At 58.7% G+C, this 21,425-nt stretch carries 14 protein-coding genes; 2 read left to right on the forward strand and 12 right to left on the reverse strand.

The window, feature by feature from the left end:
- Positions 1-18: 18 nt before the first annotated feature.
- The 5 genes from asnB (JQ600_RS30375) to JQ600_RS30395 all read right to left on the reverse strand — a co-directional run bounded on the left by asnB (JQ600_RS30375) (position 19) and on the right by JQ600_RS30395 (position 7,116).
- A complete protein-coding gene (gene asnB / locus JQ600_RS30375; protein WP_212490220.1) occupies positions 19-1,944 on the reverse strand; it encodes an asparagine synthase (glutamine-hydrolyzing) in 1,926 nt (641 codons plus the stop codon).
- 4 nt (positions 1,945-1,948) lie between these two features.
- The gene (locus JQ600_RS30380; RefSeq protein ID WP_212490221.1) at positions 1,949-2,998 is read right to left on the reverse strand and encodes a glycosyltransferase family 2 protein; all 1,050 of its coding nucleotides are present in this window, start codon (positions 2,996-2,998) and stop codon (positions 1,949-1,951) included.
- 372 nt (positions 2,999-3,370) lie between these two features.
- On the reverse strand, positions 3,371-4,783 hold the full coding sequence (locus tag JQ600_RS30385) for a mannose-1-phosphate guanylyltransferase/mannose-6-phosphate isomerase (protein ID WP_212490222.1): 1,413 nt from the start codon (positions 4,781-4,783) through the stop codon (positions 3,371-3,373).
- Positions 4,784-4,796: 13 nt separating this feature from the next.
- Positions 4,797-5,810 (reverse strand): NAD-dependent epimerase, encoded by a 1,014-nt coding sequence (locus tag JQ600_RS30390; RefSeq protein WP_212268966.1) that lies wholly within the window; start codon positions 5,808-5,810, stop codon positions 4,797-4,799.
- Between the two features lie 19 nt (positions 5,811-5,829).
- On the reverse strand, positions 5,830-7,116 hold the full coding sequence (locus JQ600_RS30395) for a nucleotide sugar dehydrogenase (protein WP_212268965.1): 1,287 nt from the start codon (positions 7,114-7,116) through the stop codon (positions 5,830-5,832).
- A 193-nt stretch (positions 7,117-7,309) separates the two neighbouring features.
- On the opposite strand from JQ600_RS30395, the gene JQ600_RS30400 reads away from it, so the two are divergent.
- Entirely contained in the window at positions 7,310-8,281 is a 972-nt protein-coding gene (locus JQ600_RS30400; protein ID WP_212268964.1) for a lysylphosphatidylglycerol synthase transmembrane domain-containing protein, read from the forward strand.
- Between the two features lie 31 nt (positions 8,282-8,312).
- Here the strand turns inward: JQ600_RS30400 and JQ600_RS30405 are convergent, their stop codons facing one another.
- Together JQ600_RS30405 and JQ600_RS30410 are read right to left on the reverse strand one after the other, a co-directional pair.
- The gene (locus tag JQ600_RS30405) at positions 8,313-8,984 is read right to left on the reverse strand and encodes a methyltransferase domain-containing protein (protein ID WP_212268963.1); all 672 of its coding nucleotides are present in this window, start codon (positions 8,982-8,984) and stop codon (positions 8,313-8,315) included.
- Positions 8,985-9,078: 94 nt separating this feature from the next.
- Positions 9,079-10,518 (reverse strand): glycosyltransferase, encoded by a 1,440-nt coding sequence (locus JQ600_RS30410; RefSeq protein WP_212268962.1) that lies wholly within the window; start codon positions 10,516-10,518, stop codon positions 9,079-9,081.
- Between the two features lie 215 nt (positions 10,519-10,733).
- Between JQ600_RS30410 and asnB (JQ600_RS30415) the strand changes: the two genes are divergently transcribed.
- On the forward strand, positions 10,734-12,665 hold the full coding sequence (gene asnB / locus JQ600_RS30415; RefSeq protein ID WP_212490223.1) for an asparagine synthase (glutamine-hydrolyzing): 1,932 nt from the start codon (positions 10,734-10,736) through the stop codon (positions 12,663-12,665).
- Here asnB (JQ600_RS30415) and JQ600_RS30420 read toward each other — a convergent pair.
- From JQ600_RS30420 to asnB (JQ600_RS30440), 5 genes are all read right to left on the reverse strand, one after another.
- Positions 12,662-13,891: a glycosyltransferase gene (locus tag JQ600_RS30420; RefSeq protein ID WP_212490224.1), complete on the reverse strand. Its 1,230-nt coding sequence runs from the start codon at positions 13,889-13,891 to the stop codon at positions 12,662-12,664. The two genes, asnB (JQ600_RS30415) and JQ600_RS30420, sit on opposite strands and share 4 nt — an antisense overlap.
- Before the next feature lie 46 nt (positions 13,892-13,937).
- Positions 13,938-15,932, reverse strand: coding sequence for a hypothetical protein (locus tag JQ600_RS30425; protein ID WP_212490225.1), 1,995 nt, complete (start codon positions 15,930-15,932; stop codon positions 13,938-13,940).
- A 102-nt stretch (positions 15,933-16,034) separates the two neighbouring features.
- Positions 16,035-17,795 (reverse strand): glycosyltransferase, encoded by a 1,761-nt coding sequence (locus JQ600_RS30430; RefSeq protein WP_212490226.1) that lies wholly within the window; start codon positions 17,793-17,795, stop codon positions 16,035-16,037.
- A 254-nt stretch (positions 17,796-18,049) separates the two neighbouring features.
- Positions 18,050-18,841, reverse strand: a complete 792-nt coding sequence (locus tag JQ600_RS30435; protein WP_212490227.1) for a bifunctional 2-polyprenyl-6-hydroxyphenol methylase/3-demethylubiquinol 3-O-methyltransferase UbiG — start codon at positions 18,839-18,841, stop codon at positions 18,050-18,052.
- A gap of 328 nt (positions 18,842-19,169) precedes the next feature.
- Positions 19,170-21,083 carry an asparagine synthase (glutamine-hydrolyzing) gene (gene asnB, locus JQ600_RS30440; RefSeq protein WP_212490228.1) on the reverse strand — a complete coding sequence of 638 codons (1,914 nt, stop codon included), beginning with the start codon at positions 21,081-21,083 and terminating at the stop codon, positions 19,170-19,172.
- Between the last annotated feature and the right edge of the window lie 342 nt (positions 21,084-21,425).

A 21,425-nucleotide genomic window follows, 5' to 3' on the forward strand; every position in this document is an offset into this window, starting at 1 on the left:
TCTGTATTACCGCGCAGTTCAAGTCCAGCTTGAAGACGGCGCGAATCGTTCGAACCAAAGCTCCAGCATCACGATCGAGAACAACCGCTTGAGTGGTAAAAAGCCTTGGGCAGGATCCGCAGCGCGCTGCGCGGCAATCCATTGAGGACTAAAGAGACCGCGCTTCTTGACACGCACGGGATCGAGAGCCCAATCGAAAATATCAGCAAGAGGCTTGGTTGTCGCATACGCCTCAAGCGGAATGTAGAATGCGCGTTTGGGAGCCTGCAAGACCTCCGACGGCAGGAGACCAACTCCGAAGCGCCGCAACGCAAGCTTGTTGCCGGACGCCCCCAATTTGGTCGCATCCGGCAAGGCTGCCGCGGCTGCGATGACCAACTCGTCCATGAACGGTACCCGCCCTTCGATCGAATGTGCCATGGTCATCTTGTCGGCCTTCATAAGAATGTCGTCTGGTAGCCAATCGGGGTACTGCATCGCGACCAGCGATTGTAGTGCCGTTTCACCGGGTAATCGCTTCAAAACCGGACCGACGCTGCGATCCGCCACACCGGCAAGCGCATGACCTCCCGCCATCGCGCGGATATCATCCGCGTCGAAGAGCGACACAGCCGATCGATAGAGATCCGTCAGCGGTGCATCACCCATGCGCTCCAGCATGGACACGATCTTGCGACGCCCCACTTTGCCAAGCGCGCCAGGATAATCGAAAAGTCTCTCAAGGATCGCGACCGGCATGATCGAGGCGAGGCGTGCGGCAACTGGAAACGAATGCGCCGGCACAAACGATTTCACCCGCGCAATTTGCTGAAGCTTGCGGTGAAACATGTATCCGCCGAGAATTTCATCTGCGCCTTCACCGGACAATACCACCTTGACCTCTTTTCGGGCCTCGCGCGCGAGCACATACATGGGAACAACAATCGCGTCTCCCACCGGCTCGTCCAGCGCAAAAGCGATCTCCGGCAAGCTGGCCATATCCTCGGCGCGGCAATCGATCGCGTGATGGTCAGATCCGATGCGACGCGCCGTCAGAGCCGCAAGCTCGCGGTCGTGATCGGGGAAATCGGGAAATCCGATCGAGAACGTCTTGACCGGGCCAGCCGCAACCTCGGCCATCAAGGCGACAATTATGTTTGAATCGATGCCCCCGGACAGGAAGGCGCCTACCGGCACGTCCGCAATCATGTGCCGGTGAACGGACGCGCGCAGGGCCGTGCCAAAGCGATCCGCGGCCGCTTCGATATCAAGGCCAGCTTCCACCGAATCCGCGCCGGGCGGAAACCACCAGCGCCTCACCTCGATGTCGCCTTCGCACCAAACCAGGTCATGCCCGGCCGCAAGCTTTTCGACGCTCGTCAGTAGCGAACCGGGGCCTGGCACATATCGAAGAGACAGATACGAACGAATTGCGGCCAGATCGACCTCGGATGAAAACCCGCTGTCTGCCTGAAGCGCCTTGATCTCGGACGCGAACAGCAGGCTCTTGCCCTGACGGCGGAAATACAAAGGCTTGATGCCCGGACGATCGCGAACCAGCAATAGCTTCGTTCGACTGCCACGTTCATCAACAATGGCGATCGCGAACATGCCGTGAAGGCGCACCCAGGCGTCGCGCCCCCATGCTAGATAGGCATGAAGCACAACTTCGGTATCGCTCGTGGTGATAAAGCGATGACCCAGCTTCTCAAGCTCGGTACGCAATTCACGATAGTTATAGACCTCACCATTATAGACGATGTGGACGCGATTCTGATCGCCATGCAGCGGCTGATCGCCCGTTTTAAGGTCAATAACGGCAAGACGCCGCATTCCAATGCTTATTTCGGCACTTGGGAGATCGTGAAAGCCAGCGCCATCGGGTCCGCGGTGGGAAATCCTATCGGCCATGCGGCGTACCAAAGCCGGATCATACCGGCCTGCTGTCCCAACAATACCGCACATTTCGTTAGCTAGCTTTCACGGGAAATACCAATTCAGCAGGCTTTGCGGTGGGCGGAGTCCTCGCACCGTATCCTTGCATCCAATTCGTTCGCGCGAGCTCTCGTAGCTGAAAGAACAAAATAGAAAAGCCCGCAAAAAGCAGAGCAATAACGAAGAGAATCAGGCCGACCAGCGCGAGATAGATCGCCGGCGCTGCATGCGTGACCAGCATGGCGACAGCGGCTGCGATGAATCCGCAGCCGAGCAAAGCGGCTAGCGCTGTTAAGAAGGCGAAGTGCCGAACAGGTTGGGCGATAGCGATAAAGCGTAGATGGCTAGTGATAGTCTTGAAAATTTTTGTAGATGACTTGCGCTTGGCCGCACCGTCGCGTTGGAGTTTGTGATCGAGCCAAGTCAGGGTGGCGGGGATCTCGCGCGCACGAAAGCCGAGGCCAAGAAGCTTGAGAAGCACCTCAAGATGAAACTCTTTACCATTCTCCTCCGTCAGGAGCGGTTGAATAACGGCGGCGCGATAACCACGAGTCATGCCCGTATTCATCGTGACGCTGCTGTCGAAGAAAAGACGGATCAGCCTGTTGCCTGCCTGGGTCAGGAACACCCGAGCGGGTGATACGTTCACCAAACTTCCGCCTTCGCGATGGGGCGACGCAATTACAAAATCCGCCTCGGGATGAGCCACTAGCTCTGCGTGTAAGCGTTGAACTATGTCGTCGCCCCACGAGCAATCGGCCTCTGTTGTTACGATGATAGGAGCCGTCGCTTCGTCGATACCGATTTTGATAGCGCGCCCTCGTCCCTGGTTGATGGGATAAGACAACACTCGGACCTGCTTTTCTGCACGTTCGGCCACGAGCACGCCAAACAAGCGTTCCAGCGATTTATCCTTTGATCCGTCATTGACCAAAATCAGCTCAAACGCCTCGCCGAATTGCTGGCGGAGATTCATGAGCATGCGCTGAACGGCGCGCTCGATAATCGCCTCTTCGTTAAAGAGGGGACAAACAACAGAAACAATAGGATAAGTAGCAACTGTCTTGGGCGCGTTTTGATCCACGATTAGTGCCTATTTGCCCGAAGGGTTGAAGGGGCTTTCCAAAGCACGGCAGCTATACCAACGCAACCACGGCACAGGAACGGTTACACACGCCAGTTTGGGGCCGAGTTAGGGACCCTATGCACCACATTTACAAAATATAAGTTTTTTCAATAGGTTATACATGAAGATGTCGAGGTCCGACGACCTGATGATTGCCACCGGTCGCCTCTGACCTCCGTCATATTCGGTCTGTACCTCAGACACCCTTAGCTTTGCGCGATGCACCGCCCTGAGCACCGTTTGGGCATGCCATCTGCCCCCCAGCAGGGTGGGCAAAATGGGTATCCCAGGCGCAGCATAGTTCCCAATGATCGCTAGCTTATCGACCCTCTATGAACGACTGTAATCATCTTCAATGCGGATGATGTCGTCCTCGCCGAAATAGCTGCCGGTCTGGACCTCGATCAGTTCGAGCTGGATCTTGCCGGGATTTTCCAGCCGGTGCACCGCGCCGATCGGGATGTAGATCGATTCGTTTTCGTGCACGGTCTTGACCAGTTCGTTGACGGTGACGCGGGCGGCGCCCCGCACCACGATCCAGTGCTCGGAACGGTGATGGTGCTTCTGCAGCGAGAGCCGGCCGCCCGGCTTGACGATGATGCGCTTGACCTGGTGACGCTCGCCATTGTCGACCGACTGATAGGAGCCCCAGGGCCGGTGCACCTTGATGTGATCTTCGGTCACCTGCGGCGCCACATTCTTCAATGTCGCGACCAGCCGCTTCAGCCCGTTGGCGTCCTTTTGCCTGGATACCAGCACCGCGTCCTGCGTTGCGACCACCACGAGGTCATCGACGCCTTCGAGCGCGACCAGCGCGCGGTCGGTCGTCACGTTGCAATTGCGCGAATCCTCGAACACGGCGGCACCGCGCGCGGCGTTGCCCTGCCCGTCCTTGTCGGACAATTCCCACACCGCATGCCAGGAGCCGACATCGGACCAGCCGCAGGCGACCGGCACCACGGCGGTACGCGAGGTCTTCTCCATCACCGCGTAGTCGATCGAGATCGACTTGGCGGAAGCGAACGTATCGGTATCGAGCTTGATGAAGCCGAGGTCGCTGCCGGCGTTGGCGACCGAATCGGCGACGGCCTGAACGCTGGCGCTATCGACCTTGCGGTATTCGTCGAGCAGCACCGCGGCGCGGAACATGAAGTTGCCGCTGTTCCAGAGATAGCCCGATTTGACATAGCCCGCCGCCGTTTCCGCGTCAGGCTTCTCGACGAATTTTGCGACCGCGCGAACTTGCCCCGAGATGACATCGCCCGGGCTGATGTAGCCATATTCGGTGGCGGGACGCTCGGGCTGGACGCCGAAGGTCACGATGTGCCCGGCTTGCGCAGCGTTAAGCCCCTCGCGGCAGGCGGCGACGAAGGCTGCGGTGTCGCGCACCACGTGATCGGCCGCCAGCGCCAGAACGATCGCATCCTTGTCACGCGTTTGCGCGAAGGCGGCGCCGGCCGCGATCGCAGGCCCGGAATCGCGCCGCATCGGCTCCAGCAGCACGTCGGCTTCAAGGCCGATCTCCGCCAATTGCTCGAGCACCATGAAGCGATAGGCATTGTTGGTGATGATGACAGGACGCTCGAACAACGCCGCGTCCGATACCCGGATCAGCGTATCCTGAAACGTCGAACGTGCCCCGAACAAGGGCAGGAACTGCTTCGGATGCACCTCGCGCGAGGCCGGCCACAGCCGGGTCCCGGCGCCGCCGCACATGATCAATGGAATGATGCGCTTGTTCATTTAAGCCCTGCCGCTAAATCTTGTGATATTCACGATACCATCTGGCAAATCGCATAATACCATCTTCAATCCTGGTCGCAGGACGGAAGCCGATATCGCGCGCCAGGTCTTCGACGTCGGCGTATGTCGCCGGCACGTCACCCGGTTGCATGGGCAACATCTCCTTGGTGGCCGTCCGTCCAAACTCTTTCTCCAGAACCGAGATCACATGCATGAGATCTTCAGGATTGTTGTTGCCAATGTTGTAGATCTTCCACGGCGCCGCGCTGCTCGAAGGATCGGGCCGGTCGCCGGACCAGTCCGGGTTACCTTGAGGTGGCCGGTCCACCAAGCGAACGATCGCCTCACTAACATCCTCAACAAAGGTGAAATCACGGCGCATCTTGCCGTGATTGAACAGCTTGATCGGCGTCCCGCTCAGGATCGCTTTTGCGAAAATGAACATCGCCATGTCCGGACGCCCCCACGGACCGTAGACCGTGAAAAATCGCAAGCCGGTGGCCGGAACGCGATAAAGATGGCTGTAGGTGTGGGCCATCAGCTCATTGGCCTTTTTCGACGCGGCATAGAGGCTGATGGGATGATCGACATTGTCGTTTACCGAAAACGGCAATTTGGTATTGGCGCCGTAGACCGATGACGACGAGGCGAACAGGAGATGCCCGCATCCATTATGCCGGCAACCTTCAAGCACATTGATAAAGCCTTCGATGTTCGCATCGATATAGGCGTGCGGATTTTCGAGTGAATAGCGAACGCCCGCCTGTGCCGCGAGGTGGATAACGGTAGGAAAGCGGTGCTGCGCAAACAGCGATTTGATCGCCGCGCGATCAGCCAGGTCGAGCCTCTCAAAAGCGAAATTTGGATCGCGCTTGAGAATTTCGAGACGCGCTTCCTTCAGCCTCGGATCGTAGTAGCTGTTGACGATATCGAGACCAACAACCTTGCGGCCAGCCGCCAGCAGGCGCTGCACCACGTGAAAGCCAATGAAGCCCGCGGCCCCGGTGACTAGTATCGTATCCGACATCTATCTCCCGACCTTATTCCTAGAGCCGCCACAATTCGATCCCGGCAGGCTGCGAGCCGCGGTCGAGCCTGGTCTTGACGTCGAGAACCAATCCCGCGCCGTCGTTCAACAGCTTCTGAATCAGCGGCCAACCTCCGCCGTCAGTATAGAGATCATGCGCCACCGCCAATATGACGGCATCAGCCGGCCGAAGAGCATCGATATCTACCAGCGTTACACCGTATTCGTGGCGAGCGTCCGCGGCGTCCGCCATCGGGTCATGAACCTGAACGGTCAGACCGAACGATTCCAGTTCGCGGATAATATCGATCACACGAGAGTTGCGCGTGTCCGGAACGTTTTCCTTGAAGGTCAGACCGAGCACCGTGACGATTCCGGCCTTGCCCTTTCGGCGCAGCAGCCCGCGAATACATTCGCGCGCGATGCGCTGCCCCATTCCATCATTGATCCGGCGCCCGGCAAGAATGACTTCCGGATGGTAACCTGCCTTTTCGGCCCGATGGGTCAGATAATAGGGATCGACCCCGATGCAGTGGCCGCCAACCAGCCCCGGCTGAAACGGCATGAAATTCCATTTCGTCCGCGCGGCCGCCAACACGTCGCCGGTGTCGATTCCGAGGGATTGGAAGATCAGTGAAAGTTCATTCATGAAAGCGATGTTGAGGTCGCGCTGGGTATTCTCGATCACCTTCGCGGCTTCGGCCACTTTGATGGACGGGGCACGGTGGATACCGGCCGTCACAACCGACCCGTAGACGTCCGCAACGATATCCAGCGTTTTGTCGTCCTGCGCCGAGACGACCTTCATGATTGTTTCGAAGCGATGTTCCTTGTCGCCTGGATTGATGCGCTCCGGCGAATAGCCGACCGTAAAATCCACACCCGCCTTGAGGGATGACGCCTGCTCCAGAACGGGAATGCAATCTTCTTCCACCGCACCGGGATAGACCGTCGATTCGTAGACGACGATATCATTCTTCTTGAGTACGCTTCCGATCGAACGCGATGCGGAAATCATCGCACCAAGGTCCGGTTTGTGCGCATCGTCGATCGGTGTCGGTACGGTCACGATAAAGAAGTCAGAGTTCCTGATGTCCGCGAGTTCGTGGCTGAAGGCCAGCGAACCATGTCGGAGGTCATCGGCTTCGACCTCCCGGGTGCGATCATGGCCAGCCTGCAACTCGGAAACTCGGGTACGGTCCACGTCGAAACCCACAACCGGAACACCCGCCCGCGCAAAAGAGACGGCAACAGGCAGTCCCACATATCCCAAGCCGATAACTGCTATGCTACGCCTATGTGTCACTTATGGTTTTCCAGCTGCGTCATACCCCACGACGGGGCCTGTTTACCCGCAGTGCTGCGCCTTCAGCAATAGCCGAAAAGGTCCGTATTGCCTATTCGGCCGTAAACCCATAACAGGGCTAGATAACCCTTCACTTTCTGGTAAATAGCGGTCGGCGCGCAGGGCGTCTTTCACTCCAACTCGACGGCTCGGAATGCGCGGATTTCTGGTTCTTGCTGCTCGTATTCTGGTGTCCGGCGCTCTGCTCTATTTGGCGCTCCGCGGCGTGAATTTTGCCGCGATCCAGTCCCGCCTCAGCGAAAGCAGCCCTGCCTGGATTTTGGGCTGGATGGGACTTTCGGTGCTGGTGACCATCGTCCAGGTTTTCTGTGGCGCTTTGAGATGGCGGGAAATTTCCGGTCCCTGCGGGGCTCCGTTGCGTGCAACGCAAGCCTTCAAGTTCAACATGATCGGAACTTTCTTCAACCAAACGCTTCCGTCAACCATCGGCGGAGACGCCCTGCGTCTTTGGCTGGTCAACCGTACCGGCGCAGGTTGGCGAGCTGCCACCTATTCGGTGCTGGTCGACCGCGCAATCGGACTCATCGCGCTCGCGATCGTCGTGATTGTCAGCCTCCCCTGGAGTTATCAGCTGATCGGGGATTCGCGGGGACGCCTTGCTCTTGTGCTGATTGATCTAGCCGCCATCTCGGGCGGTCTGGGCTTCCTGCTCCTGGGGCGCCTGCCGTGGAAGTGGCTGCGGACGTGGTGGCCAACACACCACATCCACGCCTGCTCACTGATTGCAAATCGAACCCTCTTCGACCGTCACAGCGGACCCAGAATTGCAGTCCTTTCGCTGTGCGTGCACATCCTGACCGTCGTGATCGCATGGTGTGTCGTGCGCGCGATCTCTGCGCCCGCTGACTTCAGCCAGGTGTTCCTCCTCATACCACCGATCATGCTGGTCACGATGCTGCCGATTTCGATTGCCGGCTGGGGTGTGCGGGAGGCGACCATGATGGTCGCCTTCGGCTACGCCGGCCTGGTGCAGACAGATGGCACCATGGTGTCGCTGCTTTTCGGCGCATCCTCCTTCGTCGTAGGCGCGATTGGCGGACTGGTCTGGATCTTCAGCGCGGAGAAAGCTGCAAAGACTCCCGACGCGCTTCCAGAGGCAGGCTGAGGGCGCCGCAATTGGATCCGCTGGACGATGGTCAGGCAGATTTTTTCTGCAGCACGATCATGGTTCGAAACCCGAGCATGCGACCGAGCGCAGACTCGATGCGCTTCTCGAACGCCAGCACCCGCCGCCCCAAAGACTCCGGCATCAGTGTCCAGCGCTTGAACCCGCCGGAAAGCGGATAGACCCAGAAAGAGAACCAGGACACCTCGACGAATTCGAGATTTGGAAAGAGCCTCTCGAATTGAAGACGGTCGCGCGTCGCCAGCAGCGTCGGGATCGCTTGATTGGAATCGTAGGGATCACGCTCGGGGTTCGGCAAACCTTCGACAAAAGGAGTTGCCCTCATTCGTACCGGCTCGGGATGAATCAACCGGTAGAAAACCGTACTTCCGGGGGTGATCGCCGGCTCGATCATCACGCAACGGCCGCCAGCGCGCAAAACACGCTCGGCCTCCCGGAAGAACAGAACCGGGAACTCGATATGATGCAGCACGTCGAGCATGACGATGTTGCTGATGGCGCCGGAACCAAATGGCAAATTCTGCGCATCCGCGACCACGTCGACCATCGGGGAATGCTGGATGTCCGAAGATATGGCCGCGGGAATGAAGTTCTTGAGTTGCCCGATCCCCCCGCCGATCTCGATGGTTTCTCCGGCCACGCAGGCCGCGGCAATCCGGCGGTAGTAGTCCTCGTAGACCAATCGCAGGATCGGCTTTTGGGACCAAACGCTGCGATAGGAAGCGTGAGGGTCGCTCTGGATGGTACTGGACATCAATCAACCACCAAATGAATGATCAGATCGCCTTGATCTTGAAGAAGGCAAACACGACCATCTTCAGGAGCAACACGCCGTGGCGGAAGCGCGATATCTGCGTTTCACCATACGATCTCGCGGCATACCGGATCGGCAGATCGACCGACTTCAGGTTTAGTTTCGAGGCACCAAAAATCAGATCGAAATCTCCGAACGGATCGAAATCTCCGAAATACGCTTTACCCTCGCGCAGGCGATAATAGTCGGTTCGCCGCATTACCTTGGTGCCGCAGAGCGTGTCGGTATAGCGCTGGTTGAGCAACCACGAAAACAGATACGAAAAACTCTTGTTGGCGATCAGGTTCAGGAACCGCATGGCGTCATCTTCCAGCGGATAGACGAGGCGCGATCCGTTGATGAATTCACCTTTGCCGGACTGAATCGCATCCCAGAATTTCGGGAGCTGCTCTGGCGGCACCGTAAGATCGGCGTCGAGGATGATCAAGACATCGCCGCGCGCAACATCGTAGGCCGTGAACACGGCGTCGGCCTTGCCTTTGCCCGGCTGGACCATGGTCTTGATGTCTTTGTCCGGATAAGCAGCCTTGACCCGCTGCATTTCCTCAAAGGTGCCGTCCTTGCTGTGACCTTCAATGAAGATGATCTCCAGATCCTCGCAAAACTGCGGGATGCGCTGGACGGCGGGCTCGATGTTGCCGCGCTCGTTGCGGGCCGGAATGACGACTGTGGCAGAGCGCAACGTATCGTCGGGTTTCAACAGCGAACGGCAGACCACGTAATGACGTAACGCGAACCAACGAAACACCGGAAGAATGCTGATGAAGCGGTTGATGAGACGTCCGATTCCAAACAGCGACATGGGGACGATCATGCGCTGTTCAGTTTTGACGGCGTCAAAGCTGCCTAGACCGGCCAACGCCTGAACGTCTGCCGGCGACAGGACGTTCTGTGGCGGGTGGGGCATGCGCCCCCCGGCGAATTCAGCCAGCTTCAGCAACGGCATCCACAGATGCGAAAAGTAACCGACGACCAGCCGCGTCTCGCGCGTGCACAATGGATGCAGCCGCTCGAAAAACGCCTGAACGTCGTCGAGTGATCCGATCGTATCCAGCACAACGATGAAATCGAACGGCCCGGGAAGAGACGCAATCACCTCCGGATCTTCGGCATCGCCAACCAGAAATGTCAGACCGGGATGAAGCTTGCGCGCCTGTTCAACCATCGCCGGGCTGAAATCCAGGCCGACACCGAACGACGGTTCGAGGCCTGCAAGCGTATCGCCGGTGCCGCATCCGATTTCCAGAACGCGCGCACCTTTCGGGATCAAGAAGCGCAGATAGTTTTCGTCTTCACGATGAAAAAAATCGGCCTTCTCTCGCCAAGTGGCGCGAGCAGATGCATAGGCCTCTGAATGATTTAGAATAGCGGCTTTGCGCGATGGTCCTGCGACGACTGTCATGGCTTCGTGAGCACTTTCGAATATCCCCTGGCGGCGCAGCTATCCGACACGCGTCCAGCGTGAATTTCGAGCTATAAATATCCGCTTTTGGCGCATCCTTATGCGCTGGTTGCGTTGGCTTGCCAAGAAGGTATTTTTGGGTAAGAAGTGGTGAAATTCGCCGCAAATCCCCGCAATAACGGCTTCGAACAACGGAATATGGTGCTGGCTGGGATATGTGTGGCATAGCTGGCATCATCGACCCAAATCGGCGCATATCCCCGGACGATCTCACTGGTCTCGCAGATTCGATGGATCGCAGCCTCGAGCATCGCGGGCCGGACGGCCACGACGTCTGGCTTGACCATGATGCCGGGGTCGCGTTGGTCCACCGCCGCCTGGCCATCGTCGACTTGTCGCCCGCCGGGCGCCAGCCCATGCATTCGGCCGATGGGCGTTTCGTCATCAGCTACAATGGCGAAGTCTACAGCCACCTCGAGATTCGAAGGGAACTGGAGGCTGCCGGACAGGGCTTTCGCGGCCATTCCGACACCGAAGTGATTCTTGAATCGGTTGCCCGATACGGCATCACCGGGACAGTACGCCGGCTGATCGGGATGTTCGCGATCGCAATCTGGGACCGCAGGGACCGCACCCTGACGCTGGTCCGCGACAGGCTCGGGATCAAACCGGTCTACTGGGCGAAGATCGACGGCGTCTTCATGTTCGCATCGGAACTGAAGGCGCTGCGCGAATACCGCGGGTGGACACCGCGGATAAGGCCGGAGGCCGTCGCTTCCTACATGCGGCACAATTACATTCCAACACCGCATACCATCTATCAGGGCGTCCACAAGCTCGAGCCCGGAACGATTCTCACGCTGCCGTGGAACGGCGAACCCAGCAGTGAGAAATTCTGGAATGCACGCGAAATTGCCATCGACGGCATTCGCAATCCGCTTCGTGAAGACGATACAGAGTTGACCGACCGTCTCGAGTCCCTGCTGCTCGATGCGGTGGGAAAACGCATGATGGCGGATGTGCCGCTCGGCGCGTTTCTCTCGGGCGGCATCGATTCATCTCTGGTTGTTGCCTTGATGAAGGCGACGAACTCAGGCCCGGTGAAGACGTTCTCGATCGGCTTCGAACAAAGGGAATTCAACGAAGCGCCCTATGCCGCGGCGATCGCAAAACACCTTGGAACCGAACACACCGAACTGATGGTCAGTTCGAGCGAAGCGCTGGATGTCGTGCCCAAGCTCGCAGAAATGTTCGACGAACCATTCGCCGATTCGTCGCAAATTCCAACCTATCTGGTGTCGGCGATGACGCGAAAACACGTCACGGTCGCTCTATCCGGAGACGGCGGCGACGAACTGTTCGCAGGTTACAACCGATATCAGCTGACTTCGAACATATGGCGAAAGCTGACGCTTCTGCCCGGCTTCATGCGCAAGGGCGCAGCTTCGGGATTGGCTTCCGTCGGCGCCGACCAGTGGGACAACATCTTCGCCATAGTGCGAAGATATCGCCCGACGGCCCAACCCGGGCGTAGCCTGCACAAGCTTGCCAGCCTGCTTGAAGTCGACGACTCCACGCAAATTTATCGCCAGTTGGTGAGCCATTGGGATCCCGCCGCCCTGATGCCGGGTGTTTCAGAGACGGTCGGCGTCCTGCAGGACGACACGATTCAACACGACTTCCCCAACCTGCTCGACCGGATGCAGCTGCTCGATCTGACGACCTATCTGCCCGACGACATCCTCACAAAGGTCGATCGCACGAGCATGGCCGTAGCCCTCGAAGCACGCGTCCCCCTCTTGGATCATCGCGTGGTGGAGCTCGCCTGGAGGATGCCCCGCTCGGTCAAGATCAGGAACGGAAAAACCAAATGGCTGCTTCGGCAAGTACTCAATCGGCACGTTCCCGCCGAACTCGTTGAGCGGCCCAAGATGGGATTCGGCGTGCCGCTGTCTGATTGGCTTCGCGGTCCGCTCCGGGACTGGGCGGAAAACCTGCTATCGGAAAAACGGCTTGGCGAAGCCGGCCTATTCGATACGGCTTTGGTGCGGCGGTATTGGGAACAGCACCTTTCCAGAAAGAACAACTGGGCGTATCTGCTGTGGGATGTATTGATGTTCGAAGCCTGGCGCGAGCGTTGGGGTTAAACCTCACTGCCAGCGTTGCCGGACGCGCGCACCTCTTCAATATCGCAAACTCGTTTGCCGCCGAGCAGCCCGCGATAAAGGCTCTCATATCCGGCAACGCAAGCATCCAGGGTGAAATTCGACTGCACGCGCGCCTGTGCAGCGCTTCCGAAGCGGGAACGCAAGGCTGGATCGCCGACCAATTGCACGATGGCTCGCGACAATGCGTCGACATCTCGCGGCGGCACGATCACGCCGGTCGTGCGATCGAGTATTGCCTCGGCATTTCCGCCTACGTCGGTCGCGACGACGCATAGGCCTGCCGCCATCTGTTCAATGACCGCGTTGGAAAATCCCTCTTCGTGCGATGGCAGAACACCAAGATCGCTCGCGGCAATCAGGTCCGGAACATCGCTGCGCGAGCCCAGGAACCTGATGTGGTCACCGATTCCCAGCTCCACAGCCAGCGATCCGATTGCGGCGCCTGCCCCGTCGTCTCGACCGACGATCAGAAGCTGCCAATCGCGGGGCAGTGAAGCTCCGGCGCCGCCGAGCGCGCTGATCAGATCCAGATGTCCCTTGTAGGGTATCAAGTTCGCGACGACGATCATGACCAGAGCGTCTGCTGAAATACCCAGCGCGCCGCGCGTCTCGTTACGAGCTGCTTTTGAAGTAACACGCTTCAGATCGACGCCATTGTAGATAAGGCCGAGGCGCCGCTCATCGACCCCTTCTTCCATAAGGTCCCCGAGCACGCGCCGCGAGTTGCCCAGGATTGCAGTCATATGGCCATGCAGACGCCGCTCCAGAACTCGCAGCAAGGGGTATTTCCCCTGGTAATGGTTGAGGCTCCGGCGGCTCATGACCCGGATTCGGATGCCGGCGAGAAATGCCAATGGCGCCGTTGTCAAATAGGCCATCGGAAGAAAGCAGTGCACGATCGCGGGCCGTCTCCGCACCAGTACTGTAAAGAGGTGTCCGGACACGATCGAAAACCTGATGAAACGGACGATCATCGGAGCCGGCCGGCCGTCCCGCTTGATCGGCGGGCAAATGATATTCACCCCACTTTCGGTGAGGCTCCGGGCCAGCGGCCCCTCACCCGCCAGACTGTAGATCGAGACGTTCCAGCCTCGCGACACCAGCTCGGCCGCAACCGATGCCAGATGCAACTCGGTGCCCCCGACTTCCAACGTGCCAATGGTGAAGATGACGTCACCCTTGGCCGCATCCGGCTTCACATTCATCCGAAGTCCTGAACTCCGCAAATCGAAAGCGCTCGGAGCCGGCGTCTCATTTTGCAGGAAGATCTACAGGTTGCGCGTCAGTCACAAGGACCCAGTAAATGCTGTTCCCCTCAATCTTCGACCATTCGGCCGTGGTGAATTTCCACGCCTGAACGTTCTTATCCAGCACGACATGGGCCGGCACGATGAACTGGTTGTCGCTGGTCCTTCCCGCCTCCATTCTCGGCGCAACGATAAACCCGAAAGGCAATTGCGGTGTTCGATCTTTGAGAAGGGGCTGATAAATTTCATTATTGCTCAGCGTGACTATCTTGGCGAACTCACTCAAGTGCAGGCTGGGCACCTCCTTTGGCAACGGCTGGTCATCGGCAACAACAAGAAAGCCGGACACCCGCCTCCCTCCAAATACCAATTGCTGATTCGGAACCGCAGTCGCCGCTGCGGCGGGCGGAGCAATGCGGTGAGCGAACCAGGGAACCGACATAAAGAGCACCAGAGCGGTGGCGAGGCTCCCCCACCACCGCCACGCTGGTCGAACTATTTCGTTCACGGGCGGAATGTGCCGGGAAAAAAGTCCGGAGGCTGTCAGCGCTGCTATCAATGGATAGCTTCCCGTCATCACCCTCATTCCGTCGTCGTAATACACGAATGCCGAGGATACCAGAATCGCCAGCATGGTCATAACCCAGAACAACACCTCCGTGCCGCTGGGACGATTGATGGCGAGAATGATCAGGCCGATTATGGAAACCACGAAGAAGATCGAGGTCGGCAACCATTTTGACGCCGGCGCACGCAGGTAACCGTAAGTGATCGTCGGGGGAACGGCGCGGGCAAACAATTCAGCGCTTACAGCCAGTCGGCGAATAATCGTTGCTGGGTCCTTTGCAATATTTTCGATGCCTTTTGAATACAGGAAATCGGTTTGGGCTTTCTCGGTATTGTCTATCCGCTTCATTTCATCCGCATAGCGCACGGGACATGACGACCAGTCCTGTCCGATCGAAAGCCCGCAGAGCGTATAAGCAAAGTTGCTGCCCGAAAGATCGGCGCCCCTTCCATAAAGCTTTTGCAGAGCGAAATTGGCCGACAGGCCGACACCAACGATGCCGATCACGGCCACGAAAATATAGACTTTCTTGCGCCAACTATCGCCAAAGCAACATACGATCCACAGCATCACGGCGGGCAGCAGAAACATCGCACCCATTCGGGTCATCAGAGCCATGAACGTCAACGCCAAACCCAGCAGCGCGAATTGCAGTGACCGACGTCCGAACGACTCCACAAAAGCGGCGACGGAGAGGAAACTCCAGACAAATCCAAGCGGTTCGGTGAGAGTGGTCGCCAGAAAAGAGCGGCTGAACATCAAGGAGAGCGCGACAAAGGCCAGACATGCCAGCGGGCCGCGCCAGACAAGAATGGATCGCGCCGCGATCCAGACCGAGACCGAGACCAGGACAACCTGGATGATCAGCATCTGGGCATAGGAGAACCCGGCCGCCGTCATCAACACGGATCTGAACGCCGCAGCAAACGGCCTGCGCAGAGCCATGCCGTTCCAATAACCGTCCCTTGCCTGATCCTGAGCGGCGGAGAAATAGCCGTTTGCATCAGAGAATGGAATGAGGCCGCCAATGCTCGCACTATTGAAATCGCCGGGACGCGGCAAACCCGCCCATGTTCCGCTCATCGAGAATACAAATAGGCACAGGGTAAGAGGCAATCCCCAGGTCTTCAGGAATTTGTCGAGGGATTGCAGTTCCGGCTCGTACGAGTGAGACCCCATCAATACGGATAGCCAGATTGCAACGGCGCACAGGCTGGTAATCACCAGCAGGAAATGCGCCGCGTAGTGATCGTGCTCGCCCGCGGCGCGGAGCCAATCTGCCCAATGAAAGATGGCTGCGGTCGGAAGCGCGTAGCCGTTGAGAAGAGCCGCAAGGCTGGCGAGCACGTAAGCCAGTGACGTTGCCAGGCCGAGCCACATCGCCGCCCGCAACAACAGAAAGGGCATTCTCAAGAGGGTAGGAGCTGTCATAGGGGTGATTTCCTGAAATTCAGCGCACGCCACAGCCGCGCATGCCGCCGCCGTGCACTTCCGTACATAGCGGCTGATTTGTTCTATTGGCCACGCTCGAAGTCATGATGTGCCAGCTTCGAGGTCATAGACGCCCATGGTTGCCGCGATCATTCGCTCGACGGAGAACTTTTCCTGAACGAGGGCCGGGCCGAGAGACTTGATTCGAGCGAGCGCTTCGGGGCTATCGAGAAACCGCAGCACGGCCTCGGCAAATGCCTGCGGGTCCTCTCCCGCAACGGAAGCTCCCGTAACGCCCTCATTGATGGTTTCCGCACAGCCTCCCACCGCGGCGACAACAGCGGGTACGCCGAAATGCTGCGCCTCGATCGATACGTTGGGCAATCCTTCGACGCGCGACGTCAACAGAAACACCGTCATCGACGGCCATACCGTGCTGATGTCGCTGACAAGGCCCAGAAGCGACAGATGCGCGCTGATCCCCAATTGCTCGGCGCGGCGCTCGACGTCTTTGCGCATCGGACCATCGCCCGCCCACACGAAATGGACATCCGGGCGCTTCTTCAGGATGTGGCTTGCAATCTCAAGCCAGAGATATGGACGCTTTTCCTCCGCAATGCGGCCCACGGTGCCGACAACAATTTTGCCCTCTCGCACATGGCGACTTCCGGAGTCCGACACTGCAGACTTGCCATCTGACGAAAAATCCAGCCCGTTCGGTATCACCTTGATGCGCGCAATCGGCAGCTGGAGCCAATTGGCGTAGTCGTGAGCGCCTGCGACACTGTTGTTGAGAATAGTGACCTGGGGAAGCTTCGCCAGTTCGCGATAGGCCTGCCACATATACGGTTGAAAGAACTGGAAATGGAGCGGCGACAACGACCTGCAGCCCAGCACGATTTTCGGAACACCTGCTATCACTGCCCCTATTCCAGCTGCGATATTTGGCTCGTCCAGCCACGCATGAACGATCGCGGGACGCTCCGTCAAAAACTTGTTCGCGAAAAACAGGATGAGATCCACCAACTGCGGATTTCGACGAAACGCGGACCGTATCGACTGATCGTAGCCTGCAAGGGATTCACCCTGATTCAGCCTTTGCTGAACGCTGACCCGATCCTCGACAACGATGCCTGCGGCTTCGAGTTCGCTTGCAAAGAATCGGTTTCCGCCGGTCAGCGGCGACTGGCAAACAATCGAGACATGACGGCGAGTGCGGGAAGATATTCCCTTGGCAGTCAGCGAAAGCTGCCGTTCCGAGCCGCCCGCGCCAAGTGAGCCGGAGGCATAGACGATCGGACCATCGGCCTGGATGCGATTGACCGGAAAGCTCGACAGTTCCAGTCGGGAAATCGGGGCGCCGACGATTCTTTCAGCAAGCCTTCTAACACCGGCATTTCCGCTCTTCGCCAACAGCTGCAACAATCGGTCCGTAAGACGGAGACGACCGCGAACGTCCCGACCGATGAACTGGAGCGTGGATATTGACTCCGACTTCGGTGGATGGCGAGAAACCTTGACGATCCGAAGCGCGCCGCTTCGCAATACTGCGACGGCCCAGCGCAATCCCGCGAAATCCTCGGACCAGAAGATCAGTGCTGTTCGGAGCCGAAACGCAGAGCCTCCTAGTCTTCGGATGTCTTTTATACCCGGCGATGTCTGCGAAATCACCTGAGTGACACGGGGCTCTTGCTGCAAGCGCTGGAAGAGAGCGTCCGAGACCGAACCGGTCAGCACCAATACCACGGCCCCACTTCGCAACCGGCTGATCTCTTCCGACATACGATCGAGGATTGCCTGCTCCTCCGCGATCAGGGCGGGCGCCTCGCGCGCTTTGTCAGGTCGTGTGACTGGCTGTGCCATCTTCAGGCTGATGTCTGGTGAAACGTTCGGGAACAAATGAACGCGTCAGGACGGAATTCCCGAGCGTTCCGCTCAATACCATCTCATCTGTCAGGAGGAAAGGTCAGCCGCCGAGGCCCCATGGAGGTCAACGGCGATTGCCACATCGACTTCATGGACGTCGTACCGCGTCGAAAAACGCCTGATAGCCCCCGATGTCCGGCCGCAATTCCGTGCCGGAGCCTTTTGACAGGTTCAACCTCTGCGTGACGACTTCACTTTGGCTGCAACAGCCTTGCAACGATGTGGTGGTTCGGATGATCGGCGCGCCCGAACTCGCGAAAGCCCTCTTGCCAGAGCCAGGTCTCGATCTCATGCAGCGGATAGGTGTCGTTGATCCCCGGAGAAGCGGCATCGAACCAGCCTCCGGCGTCGGCGCCCTTGACCTTTTCAATGTAGTCGTACCGCTCTTTCAGATCCATGCCGGCGGTGGCGCGACGCAGCCGTTCGACTTCGACATAATAGTCAAATCCACCTGGATCGTTCGAGTTCGGTTCCGCGTACAACATCAGGAAGATGTATCCGCCCGGTTTGACCAGCCGGGCAATGTTGCGGAATGATCCATAGGTATCACCGGTATGGTGCAGAACGCCGAACGACCAAACCAGGTCGAAGCTTCGATCAGCGAGGGGAAGAGGTTTGGTCAGATCGTGCTGGAATACCGTTACCTTGCTCGCGAACTCGGAACACGCGGCCTTTGTGTGTTGCACGCCTGCCATTGATTGATCGACGGCGGTAACCGCGCATCCGAGTGATGCCAGAGCCCAGGACCACCGGCCGGATCCGCAACCCGCATCGAGGGCTTGTTTTCCCTGGAACCATTCGTCCGGCAACCGACTGAACGAGCGAACCGAATTCCGCTCGCGCTCCTTCAGTTCAGGCCGGCTCTTGGTCCAGTCGCCGTCAGGCGTATCGGACCATTGATAATCGAAGCTGTCCCTTGTGTCGCGTTCGATCGGAAATGTGTTGATGCGATCAGCCGCCAGGTGACGCACGATCGAGCGCAACCGGCTTACCTCGAACTGCAAATAATCTATTTCGGACCGGACGGTATCCGGAACTTGTGCAGGAGCCGCAGGAGCTGCGTTGTCCTTGACGCCCTGGAGAAGCGTTATTACCCGTCGGCCTATACCCATAACCGCACCAGCTCACCTTGGTTGTTACGATCGCCGCAGGCGATCCGCTCGTCACTCACGCGGCCGAGACTATCATCGAGGATAACGAAAGTAACTTGCTCAGCCAATGTGCGCGCCGACTCGGTTGGCCGTGGGCAGCCACAGGTGATTGAGAACGACCAGAGCGGCCAGAATGAAACGTGCGGTCCCCAGCATGCGGTCAGAGCCATCGCTCGCGCCAGGCCTGGAACATCAGAATGCACCAGATCGGATATGCCCAGGTTTCCCCCGACAGATGGCGGCTCCACATGGCGCGCACTGCCTTGGCCGCGAAGATACCCTCTTGCTCGAGCCGCCTTTCATCGATCAGCGCCTCCGCCCAGTCGCGCAACGGCCCGCGCAGCCAGTGGTCGATGGGAATGCCAAATCCCATCTTCGGCCGGTCGATGATCCCGCGCGGGACATGTTTGTAAAGCACCTGGCGCAGCGCCCATTTTGCGTCGGCGCCTCGGACCTTCATGTGCTGCGGCAGCCTCCAGGCCATTTCGACGACGCGATGGTCAAGCAGCGGCGCACGGATTTCGAGACTGACGGCCATGCTGGCACGGTCGACCTTGGTCAAGATGTCGTCGGGCAGATAAGTCATGAAGTCGATCATCTGGGCGCGTTGTACGGGATCCGCATATTGCGGCGCCAGCGACCCACCCCAGATCGGCGCGAGCTGCTCCTCCGGGCTGACCAGGAACTCCGAAGGCGGCCTGCCTTGAGACGCCAGCGGCAGGTAACGATGCTCGAAAGTCATGGCGTCCTGGCGCGCCAGCCACGTCTCGCCTCGTGCGGCCCAATTTCCAATCCCCGCCCTTCGCAGCAGCGCGAATGCGCCTGATTGCAGCGTCCTCAAACCATCAGAGGCGGCAGTCCCCAGGAGCGGCGGCATCGGACGCGCCGTCGTCATGGCTTGCGCCTGCGCGTACCGGCCGTAGCCGGCGAAACTCTCGTCACCACCATCGCCGGATAGCGCCACGGTAACGTGCTGGCGCGCAAGTTTCGACACGATGTATGTCGGGATCTGCGAGCTGTCGGCGAAAGGCTCGTCGTAGATCTCGGGCAATTTTGGCACGACCTCGAGCGCCTCTTCGGGAGAGACGTAGAATTCGCGATGCCGCGTACCAAGGTGTGCGGCCACGGCCCGGGCGTGCGGCGCCTCGTCGTAGCCGTCGACATCAAAACCAATCGAGAATGTGTTGACCGGCTCAGATGACTGCGCCTGCATCAGCGCGACGACGAGCGAGGAATCGATCCCGCCCGACAGGAATGCACCAAGCGGAACGTCCGAAACCATGCGCCGCTTGACCGCGTCGGACAGCAACCGCTCGAGCGCGTCGATCGAGTCTTCGTCCGTGGCGGAGCTTCCGGTCCGCATGGCATCGGCGGCAACATCCTCGACACACCAGTAGAAGCCCGTCGTCAACTCGCCTTCGGCATCAAGCCGCGCCCAGCCGCCCGGCTCGAGTTGACGGACCTTGCGGTATATCGACAGCGGATGCGGAATGTAGCCGAAGCGGGTGAATGCGGCGATCGCCTGTGGATTGAGCTCAGCCTCGAAGTCGGGATGGACGCGCAGCGATCGCAACTCGGAACCGAACATGCAAGTTCGTCCGAACTGTCCGATATAGAGCGGCTTTTTTCCAAGCCGGTCGCGCGCGAACCACGTCATGCGGGTTTGTCGATCATGGACGACAAGCGCAAACATGCCGATTGCCAGCGAAAGCGTGGGCTCGACGCCAATTCTGGCGATACTCTCGATCAGCACTTCGGTATCGGAATGGCCGCGGAAATTCAGCCCGGGCCGTGCGACGTCCCGCCGCATGTCCTCGGCATTGTAGATTTCACCGTTGAAGACGATCACCCAACGCCCGCAAGCCGATTGCATCGGCTGATGACCGGCCGGCGTCAGATCGATGATTGCGAGCCGTCGAAAACCGAGGGCAATGCCGCTCTCCGGATCGGCAAAACAACCGTCATCGTCTGGTCCACGGTGGACCATCTGATCGGCCATCAAGCCTGCGATCCGTCCCAGTTCGTCAGCGCCCCGCGACCGCGAGACATCGACGAATCCAGTGATGCCACACATGTCTCCCCCCAACGACCACGCGACATCGGCGAAACGTCGCATCAAAACGAAGCGTGCTTTAGCCACCTATTTTGGGCGATCCGACGTATGTAGGATTGGGCGTTCCTGCCGCCTGGAACGAAATCGCAATCATGCCCCTCGGAATTGAGCAGATGTTGCGGACAGATAGCGAAGTCTTCAATATCGGTCAATCGGAACACCCCACTCAGCGGAGCGCAGATCCTGGTTTTCGCTGCGGAAAGCGTCATTCGACACCATCGTCATCGGCATGCCGGAGCGGGGCTTGATCCGCCCTCGACACCTGTGACCGCGTATGATAGCGACCCTCCCTGCAGCAAAGGG

Origin of the sequence: Bradyrhizobium sp. AUGA SZCCT0176, from assembly GCF_018130145.1 — a bacterium.
In the GTDB taxonomy this organism is placed as follows: domain Bacteria; phylum Pseudomonadota; class Alphaproteobacteria; order Rhizobiales; family Xanthobacteraceae; genus Bradyrhizobium.

Coding starts and splice junctions, on each gene's coding strand:
- asnB (WP_212490228.1), bottom strand. CDS start 21,083: ATGTGTGGCATCACTGGATTCGTCGATGTCTCGCGGTCGCGGGGCGCT.
- JQ600_RS30430 (WP_212490226.1), bottom strand. CDS start 17,795: ATGGCACAGCCAGTCACACGACCTGACAAAGCGCGCGAGGCGCCCGCC.
- JQ600_RS30400 (WP_212268964.1), top strand. CDS start 7,310: ATGCGCGGATTTCTGGTTCTTGCTGCTCGTATTCTGGTGTCCGGCGCT.
- JQ600_RS30390 (WP_212268966.1), bottom strand. CDS start 5,810: ATGTCGGATACGATACTAGTCACCGGGGCCGCGGGCTTCATTGGCTTT.
- JQ600_RS30410 (WP_212268962.1), bottom strand. CDS start 10,518: ATGACAGTCGTCGCAGGACCATCGCGCAAAGCCGCTATTCTAAATCAT.
- JQ600_RS30385 (WP_212490222.1), bottom strand. CDS start 4,783: ATGAACAAGCGCATCATTCCATTGATCATGTGCGGCGGCGCCGGGACC.
- JQ600_RS30420 (WP_212490224.1), bottom strand. CDS start 13,891: ATGAATGTGAAGCCGGATGCGGCCAAGGGTGACGTCATCTTCACCATT.
- asnB (WP_212490223.1), top strand. CDS start 10,734: ATGTGTGGCATAGCTGGCATCATCGACCCAAATCGGCGCATATCCCCG.
- asnB (WP_212490220.1), bottom strand. CDS start 1,944: ATGTGCGGTATTGTTGGGACAGCAGGCCGGTATGATCCGGCTTTGGTA.
- JQ600_RS30425 (WP_212490225.1), bottom strand. CDS start 15,932: ATGACAGCTCCTACCCTCTTGAGAATGCCCTTTCTGTTGTTGCGGGCG.